22 protein-coding genes are annotated in these 18,351 nt (G+C 64.9%); 10 read left to right on the top strand and 12 right to left on the bottom strand.

Translation table 11 applies throughout. The annotated features are described in order from the left end of the window. Positions 1 to 19 precede the first annotated feature (19 nt). A complete protein-coding gene (locus tag AB6B38_RS08505) occupies positions 20 to 412 on the top strand; it encodes a hypothetical protein (protein WP_371392427.1) in 393 nt (130 codons plus the stop codon). On the opposite strand, the gene AB6B38_RS08500 is transcribed toward AB6B38_RS08505, so the two are convergent. From AB6B38_RS08500 to AB6B38_RS08465, 8 genes are all read right to left on the bottom strand, one after another. Further along, positions 400 to 2,193 carry an ABC transporter ATP-binding protein gene (locus AB6B38_RS08500; protein ID WP_371395083.1) on the bottom strand — a complete coding sequence of 598 codons (1,794 nt, stop codon included), beginning with the start codon at positions 2,191 to 2,193 and terminating at the stop codon, positions 400 to 402. The two genes, AB6B38_RS08505 and AB6B38_RS08500, sit on opposite strands and share 13 nt — an antisense overlap. A gap of 12 nt (positions 2,194 to 2,205) precedes the next feature. Next, a complete protein-coding gene (locus tag AB6B38_RS08495; protein ID WP_371392426.1) occupies positions 2,206 to 2,445 on the bottom strand; it encodes a DUF4170 domain-containing protein in 240 nt (79 codons plus the stop codon). Next, positions 2,442 to 3,227, bottom strand: coding sequence for a 3'(2'),5'-bisphosphate nucleotidase CysQ (locus tag AB6B38_RS08490; RefSeq protein WP_371392425.1), 786 nt, complete (start codon positions 3,225 to 3,227; stop codon positions 2,442 to 2,444). Before AB6B38_RS08490 ends, AB6B38_RS08495 begins: the two co-directional genes overlap by 4 nt. Further along, positions 3,214 to 4,599, bottom strand: a complete 1,386-nt coding sequence (locus tag AB6B38_RS08485; RefSeq protein WP_371392424.1) for a TldD/PmbA family protein — start codon at positions 4,597 to 4,599, stop codon at positions 3,214 to 3,216. The genes AB6B38_RS08490 and AB6B38_RS08485 overlap by 14 nt, the downstream gene beginning before the upstream one ends. Positions 4,600 to 4,651: 52 nt before the next feature. Continuing rightward, complete coding sequence (locus AB6B38_RS08480) at positions 4,652 to 5,044, bottom strand: MAPEG family protein (protein WP_371392423.1); 393 nt, start codon at positions 5,042 to 5,044, stop codon at positions 4,652 to 4,654. A 76-nt stretch (positions 5,045 to 5,120) separates the two neighbouring features. Beyond that, positions 5,121 to 5,444, bottom strand: a complete 324-nt coding sequence (locus AB6B38_RS08475; protein ID WP_371392422.1) for a hypothetical protein — start codon at positions 5,442 to 5,444, stop codon at positions 5,121 to 5,123. After that, positions 5,441 to 6,100 carry a DsbA family protein gene (locus tag AB6B38_RS08470; protein WP_371392421.1) on the bottom strand — a complete coding sequence of 220 codons (660 nt, stop codon included), beginning with the start codon at positions 6,098 to 6,100 and terminating at the stop codon, positions 5,441 to 5,443. Before AB6B38_RS08470 ends, AB6B38_RS08475 begins: the two co-directional genes overlap by 4 nt. Before the next feature lie 53 nt (positions 6,101 to 6,153). Further along, positions 6,154 to 6,468, bottom strand: coding sequence for a hypothetical protein (locus AB6B38_RS08465; protein WP_371392420.1), 315 nt, complete (start codon positions 6,466 to 6,468; stop codon positions 6,154 to 6,156). A gap of 266 nt (positions 6,469 to 6,734) precedes the next feature. Here AB6B38_RS08465 and mnmA point away from each other — a divergent pair, with 266 nt between their 5' ends. From mnmA to AB6B38_RS08445, 4 genes are all read left to right on the top strand, one after another. Next, positions 6,735 to 7,892 carry a tRNA 2-thiouridine(34) synthase MnmA gene (gene mnmA, locus AB6B38_RS08460; RefSeq protein ID WP_371395082.1) on the top strand — a complete coding sequence of 386 codons (1,158 nt, stop codon included), beginning with the start codon at positions 6,735 to 6,737 and terminating at the stop codon, positions 7,890 to 7,892. After that, positions 7,889 to 8,227 (top strand): DUF1801 domain-containing protein, encoded by a 339-nt coding sequence (locus AB6B38_RS08455; protein ID WP_371392419.1) that lies wholly within the window; start codon positions 7,889 to 7,891, stop codon positions 8,225 to 8,227. The genes mnmA and AB6B38_RS08455 overlap by 4 nt, the downstream gene beginning before the upstream one ends. Positions 8,228 to 8,333: 106 nt before the next feature. After that, positions 8,334 to 9,518, top strand: a complete 1,185-nt coding sequence (locus tag AB6B38_RS08450; protein WP_371392418.1) for an acetyl-CoA C-acyltransferase — start codon at positions 8,334 to 8,336, stop codon at positions 9,516 to 9,518. Between the two features lie 152 nt (positions 9,519 to 9,670). After that, positions 9,671 to 10,132 (top strand): RidA family protein, encoded by a 462-nt coding sequence (locus tag AB6B38_RS08445; protein WP_371392417.1) that lies wholly within the window; start codon positions 9,671 to 9,673, stop codon positions 10,130 to 10,132. Between the two features lie 245 nt (positions 10,133 to 10,377). Here AB6B38_RS08445 and AB6B38_RS08440 read toward each other — a convergent pair whose 3' ends face one another. The 3 genes from AB6B38_RS08440 to AB6B38_RS08430 are packed head-to-tail and all read right to left on the bottom strand — an operon-like array spanning position 10,378 to position 13,468. After that, positions 10,378 to 11,715, bottom strand: coding sequence for a dihydroorotase (locus AB6B38_RS08440; RefSeq protein ID WP_371392416.1), 1,338 nt, complete (start codon positions 11,713 to 11,715; stop codon positions 10,378 to 10,380). Further along, positions 11,712 to 12,671 (bottom strand): glycosyltransferase family 9 protein, encoded by a 960-nt coding sequence (locus tag AB6B38_RS08435; protein WP_371392415.1) that lies wholly within the window; start codon positions 12,669 to 12,671, stop codon positions 11,712 to 11,714. Before AB6B38_RS08435 ends, AB6B38_RS08440 begins: the two co-directional genes overlap by 4 nt. Before the next feature lie 56 nt (positions 12,672 to 12,727). After that, positions 12,728 to 13,468 (bottom strand): hypothetical protein, encoded by a 741-nt coding sequence (locus AB6B38_RS08430; protein WP_371392414.1) that lies wholly within the window; start codon positions 13,466 to 13,468, stop codon positions 12,728 to 12,730. 111 nt (positions 13,469 to 13,579) lie between these two features. On the opposite strand from AB6B38_RS08430, the gene AB6B38_RS08425 reads away from it, so the two are divergent. The 3 genes from AB6B38_RS08425 to AB6B38_RS08415 all read left to right on the top strand — a co-directional run bounded on the left by AB6B38_RS08425 (position 13,580) and on the right by AB6B38_RS08415 (position 16,736). Further along, entirely contained in the window at positions 13,580 to 14,407 is an 828-nt protein-coding gene (locus AB6B38_RS08425; protein WP_371392413.1) for a folate-binding protein YgfZ, read from the top strand. A gap of 89 nt (positions 14,408 to 14,496) precedes the next feature. Next, entirely contained in the window at positions 14,497 to 15,729 is a 1,233-nt protein-coding gene (gene serA, locus AB6B38_RS08420) for a phosphoglycerate dehydrogenase (RefSeq protein WP_371392412.1), read from the top strand. 2 nt (positions 15,730 to 15,731) lie between these two features. Then, positions 15,732 to 16,736 (top strand): glycosyltransferase family 2 protein, encoded by a 1,005-nt coding sequence (locus AB6B38_RS08415; RefSeq protein ID WP_371392411.1) that lies wholly within the window; start codon positions 15,732 to 15,734, stop codon positions 16,734 to 16,736. On the opposite strand, the gene cysQ is transcribed toward AB6B38_RS08415, so the two are convergent. Next, positions 16,696 to 17,490 carry a 3'(2'),5'-bisphosphate nucleotidase CysQ gene (cysQ, locus tag AB6B38_RS08410; protein ID WP_371392410.1) on the bottom strand — a complete coding sequence of 265 codons (795 nt, stop codon included), beginning with the start codon at positions 17,488 to 17,490 and terminating at the stop codon, positions 16,696 to 16,698. The two genes, AB6B38_RS08415 and cysQ, sit on opposite strands and share 41 nt — an antisense overlap. A gap of 144 nt (positions 17,491 to 17,634) precedes the next feature. Between cysQ and AB6B38_RS08405 the strand changes: the two genes are divergently transcribed. Together AB6B38_RS08405 and AB6B38_RS08400 are read left to right on the top strand one after the other, a co-directional pair. Next, entirely contained in the window at positions 17,635 to 17,982 is a 348-nt protein-coding gene (locus tag AB6B38_RS08405; RefSeq protein ID WP_371392409.1) for a DUF4164 family protein, read from the top strand. Then, the gene (locus AB6B38_RS08400; protein ID WP_371392408.1) at positions 17,982 to 18,344 is read left to right on the top strand and encodes a cell division protein ZapA; all 363 of its coding nucleotides are present in this window, start codon (positions 17,982 to 17,984) and stop codon (positions 18,342 to 18,344) included. Before AB6B38_RS08405 ends, AB6B38_RS08400 begins: the two co-directional genes overlap by 1 nt. Positions 18,345 to 18,351 lie beyond the last annotated feature (7 nt).

Genomic DNA, 18,351 nt, shown 5'->3' with positions numbered 1-18,351 from the left:
CTCTCCATTGGGAGGGCAAATGGGCCGTCACCACATATCACTGAGCCCGGACCGCTCAACTGTGATTGTCGCCGTTTCCGGCGCCCGTGACACCTCAACCTATTCACAGAGCACGCCCGACTTCCTCGAATTTTTCCTCTCCCAGCCTGCCCGCAAGGTGCTGTTTGACACAAGGCTCGCCTACGCCGCGCTCGACAGCGGCAAGGCCATGCATCTGGCGGAAGCCTGTGGCCGGCAAATGCCCGCCAGCCGGGTTGCCATCGTGGCGCGCGAACTTGATTGCGCCTATGCCCGTGTCTGGCGGCGCGGCCTGAGCGCTACCGGCCATGAAGCCCTCGTCTTTGAGTCGGTTGCCGAAGCCGATGCCTGGCTGCGCTCGGAAGCTGACGCGGACACGCTCTACGTCGCCTGAGCGCCGCCATCCTCGCGGAACTGGATACGGCACAGCTGGGCATAAAGCCCGCCTGCCGCCACCAGATCGTCATGGCGGCCTTGTTCGACCACCCGGCCCTGATCCATCACATAGATCCAGTCCGCATTGCGCACGGTGAAGAGCCGGTGGGCGATGACGAGTGTGGTGCGCCCTTCGCTCAGATGCTCCAGAGCGGCCTGCACGCGTTCCTCTGACTGCGCATCGAGGGCCGACGTGGCCTCGTCCAGCAGCAATATGGGGGCGTCCTTCAGGAGCGCACGGGCGATGGCGATACGCTGGCGTTGCCCGCCGGAGAGCTGATTGCCGCGCGGCCCGGCGCGGAATTCATACCCGCCCGGCAGGCTGGCAATGAAGTCATGCGCGTCGGCAGCCTTTGCGGCGGCCTCGATGGCGTCCTGATCGGCCTCCAGCGCGCCAAAGCCGATATTGGCGGCAATGGTGTCGTCAAAGAGGGTCGTGTCCTGACTGACCAGCGCCAGAGAGCCGCGTACGCTGGCCAGCGTGGCGGCTGCAATGTCCTGCCCGTCAATCTCCACATGGCCCGATTGCGGATCAAACAGGCGCGCGATGAGGTTGAGAACGCTGGTCTTGCCCGAACCGGACGGTCCGACAAGCGCGACCGTCTTGCCAGCAGGCACCTCCAGAGAGACACCATTGAGGGCCGGGGCCTCCGGGCCATAGGCGAAGTGCACGTCTTTGAGTGCTATCGCCCCGCCTTTGAGTTTCAGCGGCTTTGCCCCTGAGCGCTCCACCAGGCGCGGGTCTTCATCGAGCAGGTTGAAGACACGCTCCAGCACGCCCATGCCTTCCTGTATCGCACCGGCCAGCGAGCCGAGCGCGCGCAAGGCCGGGCTGACGATGAGAAGCGCTGCGATTACGCCGAGAAAGCGGCCCACATCGCTATCGCCTGTCGCCATGCGCCAGCCCGCGACAGCAAAAATACCGGCCAGCGCCACGCCGCCAGCCATTTCCATCAGAGGTTCGATCTTGGAGCGGTCACGCACCATGGCCTGCAAGAGCCTGAAGCGTTCCTGAAAGGCCGTGCGTGAGCGCCCGCGTGCGTAGTTTTCCAGCGAGAAGGTCTTGATGAGGCGCGTCCCGCTCAGGGTCTCTTCCAGAAAGCTCGTCACATTGCCCATCTGGCTCATCACGCTGAGCGAGCGCTTGCGGATGATAGCGCCAAGGCGCAGCACCGGCGCACCGGCCAGCGGCAGGATCAGCAGCAGCAAAAGGGCCAGCACCCAGTCCAGCCAGATCATCACCGCCACCCCGCCAATCACCTGCAGGGTGTCGCGGGTCAGATTGTTGGCGGCGCGCACCAGGCTCTCGCGCAGGGTGGTGATGTCATTGGTGAAGCGCGAGACGAGGGAGCCTGCGCCCTCGCCCTGCAGGCGGGCAAAGTCGGCGTCCATCAGGCGGGCATACATGGCCGTCTGCAGATCGCGCATGACGCCCAGCGCCAGCCTGTTGGTGGCCAGCGTCTGCCAGTAGAGGCTTAAGCTGCGGATCAGCACCAGCGGCAGCACGATGGCCGGTGCCAGCCAGATGACGCGCGCATCGCGCAGCTCCATCAGCGCTGTCATCTCGCGCACCACCAGCGCATAGCCGCTTACAGAGGCGGCCGTTACGGCAGACAGGAAAAGGCCCAGCAGGAGTAAAGGCCATCTGGGCGCGATCCAGCCGGAAAACAGCCGCGCGGCGAGCGCGAGCGTTCCGGCCGATTGCGGGCCGGACCTTGCCGGAAGGGCGGGATCGCTCAGCGTCCTGGCCTCTTAGCCCTGCGGCCCGCCATTGGCGGGATCCAGCAGCTTGTGGGCGTGGATGATGAAAAAACGCATATGCGCATTGTCCACGGTGCGCTGGGCGGCGGCCTTCCAGGCCATGCGCGCGCTTTCATAGTCGGGAAACGCGCCGACAAACTCTACCGCACCCAGATCCTTGAACTCGTGGACATCGGGGCGAACCTCTGTCAGTTCGCCGCCGATCACGAGATGGAGAAGCTGCTGGCTCATGGTGATTCCTTTATCCGTCCGGCAAGCTGCTGCAATAGCAAAGCATGGAGCGCCGGACCAGCCGCGATGGGCGCTGGCTGGCGGTGGCTTTGGTCATCATAGCTGAGCGTCGCGCCGTCCGGCGAGGAGAGGCGTCCACCCGCCTGCGTCACGATGAGGTGGCCCGCTGCCAGATCCCAGTCGTTTTTCGGGCGCACCGCCACCAGCCCGTCGGCCTGTCCGCTGGCGGTGAGGGCGAGCCTTAGCGCAACAGAATTGACGTGGATCGTTTCAGCCCCGATAGCGCGCAGATCACCCAGCCTTCCGGCATCGCCCAGCAGCTTTGCGCCCGCAATGGCGGTTTGCTGCGAGACCTGCAGGCGGTCGCCATTACACAGCGCGCCTTCGCCCTTGATGCTGGTGTAAAACTCCTCACGCGCAGGCGCACAGATCACGGCAATGACCGGCTGGCCGTTGTCCACGACGGCCAGCGAGATGCAGAAATCGGTACGCCCCTTGATGAAGGCGCGGGTGCCGTCAATCGGATCGACGACAAAGATGCGGCCCGATGAGCCCGGTTCGGCCCGGCTTTCCTCTGACAGCCAGCCATAATCGGGGCGGGCGTTAAGCAGCGTGTCTTTCAGGAAGGCATCGGCGGCCATGTCGGCTGCGCTGACCGGATCGCCGGGGCGCTTTTCCCAGTGCTTAAGGCGCGCGCCTTCACCGAAATACTCCATGACGAGGTGGCCGGCATCGCGCGCCGCCCCGGCCAGAAGATCGAGATCGGCGCTAGCGCCCGCCAACGGAAAGCGCGTCCACCAGCACGCTCGGCGCATTGATCCGGCCAGAGAATTCCAGATCATTGCCGGGCTGCAGCCGGGCGAAAATATCCAGCATGTTCCCGGCCACCGTGCTCTCGCTGATCGCGCCGGTGATCTTGCCGTTCTCGATGCGGTGGCCGGCCACACCCACCGACCAGTCGCCGGTATTGGAGTTGAGCGAGGCGCCAAACATCTCTGTCACCAGCAGGCCATTGCCCGCATCAGCGATGAGTTCGACGCGCGAACGCTCGCCCGGTGCGAGGTGCAGATTGGACACGCTCACCCCCGGCGGGCCGCCCGGATTGGCGCTGGCATGGCCGGTCAGGGGCAGGCCCAGCTGGCGGGCGCTGGCGGCGTTCATGAGCCAGCCAGTCAGCACACCATCCTCGATGATGGCGCGCGGGCGTGTGGCAATGCCTTCGCCGTCAAAGGCGCGGCTGCCATGGCCCCATGGCTTTAGCGGGTCTTCGATAATGTCGATGCCTTCGGCGAAAATCTGCGTGCCATTCTTGTCGCGCAGGAAGGATGTGCCGCGCGCAATTGACGGCCCGGAGATCGCACCCAGCAGCGCGCCGAGGAAGCTGGTGGCTACGCGTTCATCAAAGACAACCGGCATCTTGCCGGATGTCATCTTTTCTGCGCCAAGGCGGGCAACGGCGCGCTCACCGGCAGAGCGGCCGAGCTGCGCTGCGCTGCGCAGGGCGGCGCGCTGGCGCATGGAATGCTGGTCGTAATCGCGCTCCATCGTCTCGCCCGATTTTGCGATGGCGGCGATCCCGCGCGACGCCATGGAGCCGCGCTTGGCACCGGTAAAGCCAGTGGAGGTGACGATCACGGCGGCGCTGGCCGACAGGCTCGCGCCGGAGCTGGCAACCATGGCAACGCCCTCAACCGCGCGCCCGGCCGCTTCCATTTCCAGCGCTTCGGCCTCCAGCGCGGCCGCGTCCCAGTCCATATCCTCGTAAAGATCGATATGGGGGATGGTGCGGGCAAGCTGGTCAGGCTCGACAAGGCCGCAATACGGGTCTTCGGGCGCGACGCGGGCCATGGCGATGGCGCGCTCCACCGCCAGGCTCGCGCCCTCGTCGGTCAGGTCGGAAAAACTGGTGCCTGCCATGCGCTTGCCGATAAAGACGCGCAGGCCCGCGCTGCGCCCCTCAGAGCGCTCGACATCTTCCAGCGCGCCTTCGCGTACCGAAACCTCCAGTGAGCGGGATTCGCCAAGGATCACTTCGGCGGCATCCGCCCCAGCGGCCATGGCCCGTTTGAGCAGGCTTTCAGCCAGCGGCAACAGGACATTGGTGTCCGGTCCGCTGGCGGGCGAGGCGGGAGCGTTTGCGTTTTTATCGGTCATGGCCACCGGCTATAACGGCGGGACTGCTGCCCCGCAACGGCCCGCAGTCCGTTCAGCTCAGCGCGTACCACAAAATGGCAATACCGCCTGCCAGATAGACGATGAGGGTGATGAGCGCGCCGCCGAACCGGCCAAAGCTGGTGCCCGAACTGCCCGTCAGGCCGAAGGCGTGCAGCACGCGTGCCAGCGTCAGGGCGATACCCAGCGCGTGCAGGATGTAGATATGCGCGTCGAGTAGCGCCAGCGTCAGCAGGCCGATCAGCATGCCCGGCACCCATTCGGTCGCATTGGCATGCACGCGGATGCGGCGGGCGAGGCTTTCATCACCACCATCGCCAAAGCCGACCTTGCTGCTTCGCCGGCCGTCGATGACGTTCCAGGCCAGAGCGAGCAGAATGAGCAGATTGATGCCGATATAGAGACCGGCGACGGCCACTGGTGTCATGGTGATAACCCTCCCGCAGGGCTGATTGAGTTCAGCCTTTGCAGCGCACTATCGGGTGCGCCGGACGCAGGCGCAATCAGGTTTCCGGATAACAGGTGAGGGCGGTTTCGGCGACGAAGCGGCTGAGCGCGCCCTGGACGCTGGAGTTGAGCCCGGCGGCATCCATGCGCGCGCGGACAGGCTCGCCGGTCATGGAGTCGATCAGGATCGAGTAGGCCACCGCATCAAAGCGGCGCGCGGCGCGCTCTGACAGGCAGGCGCAGGCTTCATCGCCATAGTCGAAACGCTCTGTGCATACGGCAATGAAACGGGCCTGCTCGGCCCCGTCCGGCGGCGTGCGCTGGCCGGGCGAACAGGCAGCCAGCAGGCCAGCGGCAAGAGCGGGAAGCGCGCGCATCATGCGTCTTCCTCCGGTGGCAGACTGGCGGCCTTGCGGATGGCGTCTGCCAGCACCTCTGGTGCCTCGGCCCCCGAGACGGCAAATGCACCGTTGAAAATGAAGCAGGGCACACCCGCCACGCCCAGCGAGCGGTAGAATTTCTCCTCGCGCTCCAGCGCCTCCTTGTCGCGATGGGTGGCCAGCAGCTCTGCCACCAGATTGACGTCAAGGCCGATAGCCTCCGCGATCGCGGTCAGTTCTGTGGCCGCGCCGATATCGCGCCGCTCCTCGAAATACGCTTTGAACAGCGCCTCGGCGGCCTCTGCCCCCTTGCCCTGGCCTTGCGCCCAGCGGATCAGGCGGTGCGCGTCCATCGTGTTGGGGCGCATGGTGATTTCATCGAAATTGAAGACGATACCGGCCGCGGGTCCGGCCGCTTCCAGATGCTCGCGCATGGCCTTGAAGCGCCCGGACGGATCGCCGCCGAAACGCTTCCTCATATAGTCCTGATAGGGCAGTCCCGCTTTCGGGATGGAGGCATCCAGCTGGAACGGGCGCAGCACGGTCTCCACCGGGATTTCCGGTACGAGCTCCTGCGCGGCTTGCCAGTAGCGATGGCCAAGCCAGCACCAGGGACATACCGGATCAAGGACAAGATCTACCTGAACGTCGCTCATGGCCTGCAAACTATGCGCTGCAGGGCATCGGGCCTAGCCCTGATGTGTGCAAGCTAGGCTTTCACATCCAGCAGCGCGCCGACCATGTCGTCAGCGGCACGCACGATGGCGCACGATGCAGCGGCGAGATTGCGCGCCTGGATCATGTCCACGGCGGCTGCAGCGTAGTCGGGGGAAGGAGTGACGCGCCCGCCGGGTGCGGGGTTTTGAGGGGAAGGACCGGCAGGCGCGCCTGGAGTGTTGACCGCGCGGGAAGAGCGGTCGGGGATGGTCAGGTCACGAACGCCGGACACCCGGTCTGCCGCGCGGTTCATAAGAGCCGCGGCAGAGGCAAAGCCCGAAACACCGGATGCGAAGGCAGCGTTCATGGGACAACGATGCGCCCAAGGCCGCCCGAAATCCATCGAAACCCGTAATAATCGTAAACGCCATGCTAACGGCGCGCGCGGCGCGGCCATGCCTTCTATTTGCCGCGTCCATGCGCTATATGCCGCGCCTGACGCCCATTGCCACCGGCCTTGAACCGGCGGGAAAGGAAAGAGAGATGACGACCCTTATTCAGGCGCGCCCCGCAGGGTCGCGTGACACCCGTTCTGCAAACCCGGCTGCCGATAAGGCGCGTGTGGACGCGCTGATGGCCGAGTTCGGCCTGACCGGCGAGTTTCTGGGGCTGGGCGGAAACCCGCAAGATCACCGCGTTGTCGCGGCCATGTCTGGCGGCGTGGACTCTTCTGTCGTCGGGGCCATTTTGCACCGTGCGGGCTATCAGGTCGTCGGCATGACGCTGCAGCTTTACGATCATGGCGCTGCCATCCACCGCAAGGGCGCGTGCTGCGCCGGGCAGGACATCCATGATGCCCGCCGGGTGGCCGAGGCCATGGGCTTTGCCCATTACGTGCTCGACTATGAAAGCCGTTTCCGCGAAGCGGTGATGGAAGACTTCGCCGATACCTATCTGGCGGGCTCCACGCCCATTCCGTGCGTGCGCTGCAACCAGTCTGTGAAGTTCGCTGATCTGCTCAGCACGGCGCAGCAACTGGGCGCGGCTGCACTGGTGACGGGCCATTATATCCGCCGCGAAGACCGCGCGGGCGGACCGGTGCTGCTGCGCGCCGAAGATCACGGCAAGGATCAGTCCTATTTCCTGTTCGCGACCACGCGTGAGCAACTCGATTACTTGCGCTTCCCGCTGGGTCATCTGACCAAGGACCAGACGCGCGAGCTGGCCCTGGCGCTGGGCCTGATCGTGGCGGCCAAGCCTGATAGTCAGGACATCTGCTTTGTGCCCGATGGCGATTATGCCAGCGTCGTGAAACGCCTGCGCCCCGATGCCGCCCGGCCCGGCGAGATCGTCCATGAAGATGGCCGGGTGCTCGGCACCCATGATGGCGTGATCCACTACACGGTAGGTCAGCGCCGAGGGCTTGGTGTGGCCACCGGCGAGCCGCTCTACGTGATCCGGCTGGATGCCGCCGAGGCGCAGGTCATTGTCGGTCCGCGCGAGGCCCTCGCCGTGCGCACCATCCAGCTTGCCGATGTGAACTGGATTGGCGATGGCGCGCTGGCCGATGCTGACGGGATGGAGATCGCCGTGAAAGTGCGCTCCACACGGCCGCCCAGCCCCGCCAGCCTGCATGTGGGTGCAGACGGCGCTGTCAGTGTGACGCTGGCGGCGGGCGAGGAAGGTGTGGCGCCCGGTCAGGCTTGCGTCTTCTACAGCGTGGACGAGGATACCCGCGTGCTGGGCGGCGGGTGGATCATGGCCACCAGAAGCGAGGACAAAGCCGAATGAGCGCAGATGCCTATTTCGACAAGCTCGACCGGGAAAAGGCCAGCGCGCCGCTCGCACGGGCTTTGCGCGGCTGGATCCGGGCGCGTGCGCCGCATCTGACCGAAATACTCAAATGGGGCTATCCCTGGTATCAGGGCGAGGCACTGGTCTGCGCCATCGTGCCTCACAAGGCGCACATCAATTTGCAGTTTTCCCGCGGTGCTGAACTGGCCGGTCATGTGCGCGTGGAAGGCAGTGGCAAGGCCATGCGCCATGTGAAGATTTACTCGGGCGATGATCTCGATGACGGGCTGGCCGTCATCCTCGCCGAGGCGGTTGCGCTGGACCGCGCCTGACATTGCACCTGCGAAAAGCCTTGACGCGGCGCGGCGCGGGGCCTTCACATGCGCGCCAGTTTTTTAGAACGCATACCCCTTTCATCCTGAAACAGGAGAGACAAACATGAGCGCAGACGATCCCATCGTCATTGTGGGCATGGCGCGCACCCCCATGGGCGGGCTGCTGGGCGATCTGGCGGCCATGGCCGCGCCGGAGCTTGGCTCCATCGCCATCAAGGCCGCTCTGGCCGAAGCCGGTGTCGCCGGCGACGATGTCAACATGGTCTTCATGGGCAATGTGCTGAGCGCCGGTCAGGGCCAGGCGCCCGCCCGTCAGGCCGCCATCAAGGCGGGCCTGCCGAAATCCGCTCAGGCCACCACGCTCAACAAGGTGTGCGGGTCCGGCATGCAGGCGGCGATCTATGGCCGCGCAATGATCGCCTCTGGCGAAGCCGACGTGATCGTGGCGGGCGGCATGGAATCCATGACCAACGCGCCGCACCTTCTGCCGACCCATCGCGGCGGCTTCAAATATGGCCACGACACGTTGAAGGATCACATGGCGCTCGACGGGCTTGAAGATGCCTATGAGCACAAGGCGATGGGCGTCTATGCCGACATGGTGGCCCAGGAATACCAGTTCACCCGCGAGGACCAGGACGCCTACGCCATCGAGACGCTCTCGCGCGCCAAGAAGGCGACCGAGGACGGCATTTTCAAGCGCGAGATTGCCCCCGTCACCATCTCCACCCGCAAGGGCGATGTGACGGTCGAGCATGACGAACTGCCCGGCAAGGCACGCCCCGAGAAAATCCCGGAACTGCGCGCGGCCTTCACCAAGGACGGCACGGTGACGGCGGCCAATGCCTCGGCCATCTCTGATGGCGCGGCGGCGCTTGTGATGATGCGCCTGTCAGAGGCTGAACGCCGGGGTCTGAAACCCATCGCGAAAATCGTCGCCACGGCGGCCCACGCCCACGAGCCGGCCTACTTCATGACCGCGCCGGTGCCGGCCATGCGCAAGGTGATGGAGCGTGCGGGCTGGTCGACCAAGGATGTGGACCTGTTCGAGATCAATGAGGCGTTCGCCAGCGTGCCGATGATCGCGATGAAGGACTTGAGCCTGTCGCACGACGTGATCAACGTAAACGGCGGTGCGTGCGCGCTCGGCCACCCGATCGGGGCCTCCGGTGCCCGCATCCTCGTCACGCTGCTGGCGGCGCTGGAAAAGCACGATCAGAAGCGCGGCGTTGCCTCGCTCTGCATCGGTGGCGGCGAAGCCACGGCGATGGCTGTGGAGCGGTTTTAGGCTCAATAGTGTCATCCCCCGGCCGAGCGTAAGCGAGGTCCGGGGGAGCCATGCCTGCAACGAACGTACAAGCGGAACCTCTCCGGGCTGGGTCACCCGCATGAAGCGGGTGATGACAGGCTTGAGAGGGCATACGCAGTCAGGAGTTCCCCATGTCCCAGATCGCCAAACGCCTTGCAGAGCTCGCCATCACCCTGCCGCAGGCCGTCGCGCCGGTGGCCAATTACGTGCCTTTCGTGCGCTCCGGCAATCTGGTGTTCGTGTCCGGCCAGGTCTCCATCGGGCCGGACGGCCTTGTGAAGGGCACGCTGGGGCAGGACATGGATGTGGCCGCCGGGCAGGCTGCTGCGCGCCTGTGCGGGCTCAATCTCATCGCCCAGTTTGCCGCCGCCTGTGAGGGTGATCTGGACCGGGTAAAACGCGTGGTGCGCCTTGGCAGCTTCGTGGCGGCAGACCCGGCCTTCACCGACATTCCCAAAGTCATCAATGGCTGTTCAGACCTGATGGTGGAAGTGTTTGGCGATGCGGGCCGTCACGCCCGCTCCGCCGTCGCTTGCCCGGTCCTGCCGCTCGGTGCAGCGGTGGAGGTCGATGCGGTGATTGAGCTGGGGTGAGGGCTTTTTTCGCTGAAATCCCGGACGCGCGTAGTGCGATCCGGGACCTCGTGCAGGATAACCCAGCGCTAACAGGCTGTTCCGCCGGGGTCCCCCGCCCCGACGGGGGACCCATGGGAATACTCGATAGCTGAAAATATGGATCCCGGGTTCCCCGTTTTCATGGGGACAGGCAAGCCCGGGAACCCGGTTGAGAAGATCGGTGATAAACGCCGTGGTTCCCAGTTCCCCGAGCTAGAACCTGCCTAAACCGCCCCTAGCGTCTCCACATAGCGCGCAGGCTCTCCGACAGACGGCGTGACCAGCTCGTCATCGCGCATCACGACCTTGCCGCGCACGATTGTTGCCATCGGCCAGCCGGTGACGGTATCGCCGGTAAAGGGCGACCAGCCGCAGCGCGAGGCCAGCCAGCTTTCCTCGATAGTGCGCACCGCATGCAGATCGACCAGCGTCAGATCGGCGTCATAGCCGGCGGCAATGCGGCCCTTGTTGGCGAGACCGAACACGCGCTGCGGCCCGTGGCTCGTCAGGTCGACAAAGCGCTCCAGCGTCAGTCTGCCCTTGCTCACATGATCCAGCATCAGCGGCACCAGCGTCTGCACGCCCGGCATGCCGGACGGGGAGGCCGGATAGGGCTTGGATTTTTCTTCCACGGTGTGTGGCGCGTGGTCAGAGCCGAGAATATCGGCAATGCCCTGATCGACGCCGCGCCACAGCCCCTCGCGATGCTTTGCGTTGCGCACGGGCGGGTTCATCTGGGCGTAGGCGCCAAGGCGCTCATAGCATTCCGGCGCAGCCAGGGTCAGGTGCTGGGGCGTCACCTCCACGCTGGCAATATCCTTGTGGTGCTGGAGATATTCGATCTCGTCGGCGGTGGAGATGTGCAGCACGTGGATGCGCTTGCCGGCCGCGCGCGCCAGGCGCACCAGGCGCTGCGTGCTCTGCATGGCGGCGATGTCGTCACGTACCTCCACATGGCTTGTCCAGTCGCCATGACGGGCCAGCGCGCGCCGGTCCGCGAGGCGGAATTCGTCCTCCGAATGGAAGGCGGCGCGCCGCTCGATCACGTTCAGGACTGCCGCTACGCCTTCGTCGGTATCGACCAGCAGATCGCCGGTGGAGGCGCCCATGAACACCTTCACGCCGCAGCACCCGGCCATCAGCTCCATCTCGCGCAGGAGATGGACGTTTTCCTTGGTCGCGCCTGCATAGAAGGCAAAATCGGTGTGCATGCGGTGGTGGCCGCGCTTCACCTTGTCGGCCATCAGCTCCGGCGTGGTGGTCGCCGGGTTGGTGTTGGGCATTTCAAAGACGCACACCACGCCTCCAAGAGCCGCAGCCCGGCTGCCGCTTTCAAGGTCTTCCTTCCACTCAAGGCCCGGCTCGCGGAAGTGAACCTGCGTGTCGATCACGCCGGGCAGGACGTGCAGGCCGGTCGCATCGATCACTTCGCCCGCGCTGGCGGCAGAGAGATCGCCCATGGCGGCAAAGCGGCCATCGCGAATGCCAATATCGGCCTTCGTGCGCCCGGCATGGCTGACGATTGTGCCGCCCTTGATGAGGGTGTCGAATGTCTCGCTCATGGCGTGCTCTCCTGTCTGATCAGATTGTCTGCCGCTGCCAGCACGGGCGCAAGCTCCAGATCGGCCAGCAGGCTGGTCTCAGACGTTTTCAGCCGGTCGCGTGTGCGCTCATCGGCCTGATCGCCCGCGCGTACGGTCGCGGTTCTGCGGCCCCAAGGCCCGTAGACGCGTTCATCGGTCGGCCCGAACAGGCCGAGCGTCGGCGTGCCGGCTGCCGCCGCCATATGCATCAGCCCGCTATCATTGCCGGCAAACAGCGCGGCTTGTGACAGGCAGGCCCCGGTTTCCACCAGATCAAGCTGGCCAGTAAAGTCGTGCGTGCGTTCAGGGTCCAGCTTCGAGGTGACGGCGCGCGCGGTCGCCTCATCGCCCGGCCCGCCGAAAATCGCCACATGCGCCCCCGCCAGCGCGCCATCGGGTCCAGTCAGCGCCAGTGCCAGCCCGGCAAAGCGCTCCGGCGCCCATTCCTTGAAGCGTGCGGCGGCCGCCGGGGCCAGCGCCAGCACTGGCGCATCGGGCATCAGGGCGCGTGCGCGCGCGTGTGCCAGATCATCCAGCCAGAGCACGGGCGAGGGCGCGGGCGATACGCCCAGAAAGGCCGCCGCCTCCTCGACGCGGTGAACCGGCGTGCCGTCACCCGGCCAGTTGCGCTTCACATGGCGCTTGCCCGCGAGCAGGAACCAGCTCGTCGCGCTCTCGCGCAGGTCAATGACGATGTCCCAGCGATGCGTGACGGTGTTAAGCCACAGATCGAACCAGTGGCCGCCGCCCTTTTTCTTGGTCATCACGATCACGCGCTCCAGACCAGGCACGGCGCGGAAGAGCGGCGCGGCCAGCGGCCCGCAGGCAATCGTCACGCGCGGATCAGGGTAAGTGCGCAGCACATGGTCCAGCAAACCGCTGGAGAGGATCGCGTCGCCAATGCGCGTCGCGGTGATGAAGAGAATTCGCGTCATGGCGCGTGGCTTAGCGCAGAGCGGGCCTGCCCGCCAGATCAAGCCGCCGCGTCAGGTCAGCGCTGCAGCAGATCGAGAGCGCTGCCATAGAGCTTCTGGATCGAGCCTGCGAGCGAGAGCGCCCATTTGACGATGAAGGCAGGCGGTATCTCGCCCATGGCCCGGATGGCGGGAATCTCCTGGCCGTATATGCGCCCCATGCTGGCCACGGCGACCTCGAAATGCGCGTAGAAGGCGTGGATGGCCCGCCGGTCATCATTGGCCAGCGTGTTCAGATTTTCCCGGTAGCGGTCATAGGTTTCCTTGCCAAAATAGCTCTGGAAATCATGGTAATAGCTGCCGATCTGGCTGATATAGGCGGCAAAGCCGGTGATGAGCGTAACAAGCGCGTCCGCCGTGCGCTGCTCATCGCCTGCGGCCTGCGCATCTTCGACGGCCTGCAGGGCTTTTTGTGCCCAGTCCATGAAATCCAGCGAGTATTCCACCAGATTGCTGGTGAAGGAGAGCTTCTGTTCCAGATCAAACAGGATGTCGGGGCAGACCGCTTCCACCTTGCGTAAAAGGGTCGTGCTGGCCCGCACGCTCGCCCAGTCGCGGAATTTTTTCATAATGGCGATGGCCGAGCCGAGACTATCGGTGCCGACACCTGCCAGATAGTCGCCATGCTTGAGCTGGTGCGTGATGAGGTTGGGCTGGCCGGGATCGAACGATATCGCCTGCCGGTAGGGCAGAGCCGTCAGCACGTCCTGAAAGCTGGCTCTGGCACCGCGCAGGCGGTCCTTGCCCCGTCCAAACATCGCCCCCTCCTTCAATGCCGGTGGGCGATGATTGCCGATAATGCGGCAAGGGGCAAATGACACGCCACTGACGCCCTTGCGGCAGGGCCGCAGATAGGCCACATCGGAGCCATGTCAGACACCGGCTTCCTCACCCGTCTTTCCCACCGTGCCGTGATCCATATCACCGGAGCGGATGCGCGCGATTTCCTGCAGCGCGTCGTCACCAATGGTCCGCAGGGCGTCACGCCCGGCAAGGTGCTTGGGTCCGCGCTTTTGACCCCGCAAGGCAAGGTGCTCGCCGATTTCATCTTCCTTGATGATGGCGAGGGCGGGCTGTTCGTGGACGTTCCGGCGGGTGAAGCCGATGCCCTCCTGAAACGCTTCACGCTCTACCGGCTACGCGCCAAGGCAGAGCTTGGCTTGCGTGATGATCTGGCCGTTGCGGCGGCGCGTGGTGATGCCGTTGCAGCACTGGAAGCAGCCGCGCTGACCATGGCGCCGGACCCGCGCGGGCCGGGGCTGGGCATGCGCGCGATCGTTCCGGCCAGCGCAAATATCAGTGACGACACAGCCGGCTATTTCGCGGCCAAGGCGGCGGCGTGCGTCACTGAGATGCCGCACGATTATGGCCCGGCGGAGGTCTTCTCCACCGATGTGAACCACGATCTTCTGCACATGATCAATTACAAGAAGGGCTGCTTTGTCGGGCAGGAAGTGGCCAGCCGCATGCACCGCAAGGGTGGGGTGAGAAAGCGGACCGTGTATCTCACCGGGGATGGTGCTTTTGCCAGCGGCCTTGCCGTCACGGCAGGCGAGACGCCGTTGGGCGAGATACTGTCCGGCGGGCAGGGCTTCGCGCTGGCTCTGCTGCGCGTGGACCGGCTGGAGGCGGCAGATCAGCCGGTGACGGTGGACGGCCAGCCGGTGAGTGTTCAATTGCCCGGTCCGCCCTCCTGATTCCAGCAAGGGTGTTGCAAGTTGCCGCAGAGCAGGCGCATGCTTTGTGCCGCAGTGCAGCAACTCCAGCATGAAGGCCCGTTCCTCCCGTGAGCACCACTCCATTCAGCGCCCTCCTTGTCGAAAATGTTCATCCCGATGCTGATAGCGCGCTTACCAGCTATGGGCCGATGGATATTACCCGGATGGCAGGTTCACCCGATGTGAGTGAGCTCAAGGCCGCGCTTAAAGGCGCATCAGTGCTGGGTATCCGTTCGCGCACCCATATCGATGCAGACATCCTCGATGCCGCGCCGGACCTGCAAGCGGTGGGGTGTTTCTGCATCGGCACCAATCAGGTCGATCTGGCCGAGGCTGCGCGCCGGGGCATTCCGGTGTTCAACGCGCCCTTTGCCAATACGCGCTCGGTGGCGGAGTTGACGCTTGCCTCCATCATCATGCTGATGCGCCGCGTACCGGAGAAGATGTTCGCCATCCATGAGGGCGGTTGGCTGAAAACGGCCGAAGGCTCGAACGAAGTGCGCAAGAAGAAGCTCGGCATTGTCGGCTACGGCAATATCGGCACCCAGCTCTCCGTGCTGGCGTCGGGACTCGGCATGCATGTCTATTTTTACGATGTCGAGCCGAAGCTCGCGCACGGCAATGCACGGCCCATGGAGAGCCTGGAGGCGCTGCTGGCCGAGTGCGATGTGGTCACGCTGCACGTGCCGTCCAGCGCGCAGACGCGCAATCTGATGAATGCGCAGCGCATCCGCGCCATGAAGCCGGGCAGCTTCCTTATCAATCAGGCACGCGGCGATCTCGTCGACATTGATGCGCTGGCGGCGGCGCTGGAAAGCGGGCATATCGCCGGCGCGGCGGTGGATGTGTTCCCGGTGGAACCGAGCGCGAAAGGCGACCGGTTTGAATCGCCACTGCAGCGCTTCAGGAATGTAATTCTTACCCCGCACATTGGCGGCTCGACGCTGGAGGCGCAGGCCGCCATCGGTCAGGACAGCGCGATCAAGCTGGCCAAATATCTCTATCTGGGCTCGACCGGCCATGCGGTGAACTTCCCGCAGGTTGAGCCGGGGCCAATCAAGCCGGGCCGCACCCGCGTGGCGGTGCCCCATATCAACGCGCCGGGTTTCCTGCGCCGCCTCAATGATGCCGCCGAAAAGGCAGGCGCCAACGTCGCCGCCCAGTTCCTGCAGACCGATGCCGAGATCGGCTATGCGCTTGCCGACCTCGAAGGCGATCTGCCGGCAGATTTCCTTGACCGGATCAATGCGCTGGACGGCACGATACGCGCGCGCCTGCTGCCCGGCCCGGCAGAGGGCTAGCGGTGGTTGCGGACGTAACGATCCTGATCGTTGCCTATGAGAGCGCGCAGCACTGGGCGCAGCTCAAAGCCGCCCTCGCTGCGCAGTCCCTTCGCCCCGCGCGCATACTGGTGCTGGAAAACGGCTCGCAGACCGGCAAGCTGACCCCGGCTGACATGCCAGGCGGGATCGAGCTGGTCGTCTCTGACACCAATCTGGGCTTTGCGGGCGGCAATAACCGGCTGGCGGCGATGGCCGATACGCGCTGGCTGGTCCTGCTCAATCCGGATGCTTTCCCTGCGCCGGACTGGCTGGCACAGCTGATGGCGGCGGCGGAGCGTTATCCACACGCCAGCCTCTTTGGCTCCACCCAGCGCGCTTACGGACATCAGGGTGTACTCGATGGGGCGGGCGATGTCTGGCACATTACCGGCATCCCCTATCGCGGCGCTTATGGACGCCAGATGGCCTCCCCGCCTGATGGCGAAATTTTCGCACCCTGCGCGGCGGCCATGATGATCCGCCGCGATGTGTTCGAGGGCCTGAACGGCTTTGATGAAGACTATTTCTGCTATGTGGAGGATGTGGACCTGGCCGCCCGCGCGCGTCTGGCCGGTCACACTGCGGTCCATGTGCAGAATGCGGTGGTCGATCATGTCGGCTACGGTTCCAGCGGGCGGCGTTCGGTGTTTGCCACCTATCACGGTACGCGCAACCGGCTGTGGACCTATGTGAAGATCATGCCGTTTCCGCTGCTCGTTCTAACCCTGCCGCTACACTTGGCGATGACGCTGGTGCTATGGGTATCGGCGGCGCGCTTCGGGCATTTTGCCCTGTTTGGCCGCGCGCTCAAAAACGCGTTCAAGGGACTGCCGGGCCTGTGGGCCAAGCGCCGGGCGGTGCAGTCTGACCGCAAGGTCACGGCAGCAGGTTTCGCCCGCATGCTGGCCTATAGCCCGCTGGATTTGTTGACCCGGCGGCCTCTGGTCAGGCCGGTTGGCGCCCGCGTACGACAAACGCGCCATTGAGATAGCCGGTCTCGGTCTTGCCGTAGAGGAAGGGCGATCCGTCCGGGCGGGTGACGCTGCCGCCCGCCGCCAGCACGACAGCATGACCGGCTGCCGTGTCCCACTCCATGGTGGGGCCGAAACGCGGATAGAGGTCTGCGTTGCCATCCGCGACCAGGCAGAATTTCAGCGATGACCCGGCGCTGACCGTCTCGCTTACCCCTTCGGCGGCGGCAAAGGCGCGGGTCTGTTCATCGGCGTGCGAGCGGCTCATCACGGCGATACGGCCCGATTGCGGCATGGCGCGTGCCTGCATGGGAGACAGCGCGCCTGCGTCCAGTTTTGCGCCCGGCGGAAAAGTCCCGCTAAAGCCTGACTTCCCGCCAATGAATATGCGTTTCATGGCCGGTGCGTAGACGCAGCCCGCTATTGGCACCCGCCCGGAGACGAGGGCGATATTGATGGTGAACTCACCATTGCGGTTGATGAATTCCTTGGTGCCATCGACCGGATCGACCAGCAGGAAATCGCCATTAATGTCGGGCCGCACGCCAGCAGAGAAGCTTTCCTCGGCCAGCACCGGCACGCCGGGTATTACATGTCTGAGCGCTTCAAGAATGACCGCCTCGGCGCGGGTGTCGGCGGCGGTAACGGGCGAGCGATCATCCTTGGACTGAGCGATAAAGCCGCTTTCATAGACATCCATCACCTCGATGGCGGCCTTCAGGCAGATATCGGCAAACGCCTTGGCAAGCCCGTCTCGTTCCTGTCCCACGCGTCAACCCCTTCAATAACCGGCCTTATCCCGCCGCGGCCTGTCTAGTGGACGGGGACGGAATTGAAAACCCGGTGTATAGAAGCGCCTGCACACCTCATCTGACACTTGAACTTTTGTGCGCAAGAGCGGATTTTGACGTCCATGACCACAACCCCGCCTGCCGAAACGCCCGATAGCGATCCTCTCACCCAGGCCGAGGCGCGGCTGCTGGCCGCCATCAGCGCGGTCGAAACCCGGCTAGGGCAGCTCGTCAGCCGCATGGGCGAGGCAGAAGGCGATGCGCGCGCCGCCCGCCATGCCGATGAGGACCGTTCACGGCTGGCCGAACAGCTTGATGCCGCGCGCTCCAGCGAAGCGGAGCTGGCCGAAGCCGCCAGCGAAGCCAGCGCAGCGCTGGCAGAGGCGATGAGCGAGCTGAAAGCGGCGATTGCCGGTGCCGGGCTTGCCGATAGCGGGCCGGACGATCTGTTCGGGGAGGTGGGCCGCTAATGTCGAAGGTCACGATCTCCCTCAACGGACGCCCCTTCACCATCGGATGTGAAGAGGGCCAGCAAGCCTATCTCAAGGAGCTGGCCGGGCATCTCGATACCCATGTGCGTGACCTGGCCGAGAAGGTTGGCCAGATCGGCGAGCTGCGCCTTCTGCTGATGGCCTCCCTGATCGTCGCCGACGAGATGCGTGAGGCGCAAGGCAGGGTGGAGGCGCTGGAGTCCGACCTGCTGGATGCCAAGGGGACCATCTCGCAGGGCGAGGCGCGCCGGCGCGCTGACCGCGCCCGTGCAGCGGAAACCATCGTCAAGGCTGCAGAGCGTCTGGAAGCGCTTGCAGGGGCAGATGGCAGTGAGGCTTGAGCAAAGC

It is taken from the genome of Glycocaulis abyssi (genome assembly GCF_041429775.1).
Lineage (GTDB): Bacteria > Pseudomonadota > Alphaproteobacteria > Caulobacterales > Maricaulaceae > Glycocaulis > Glycocaulis abyssi.
The sequence above is the reverse complement of the archived record's forward strand: the minus strand, read 5'-3'. Positions and strand labels throughout refer to the sequence as shown.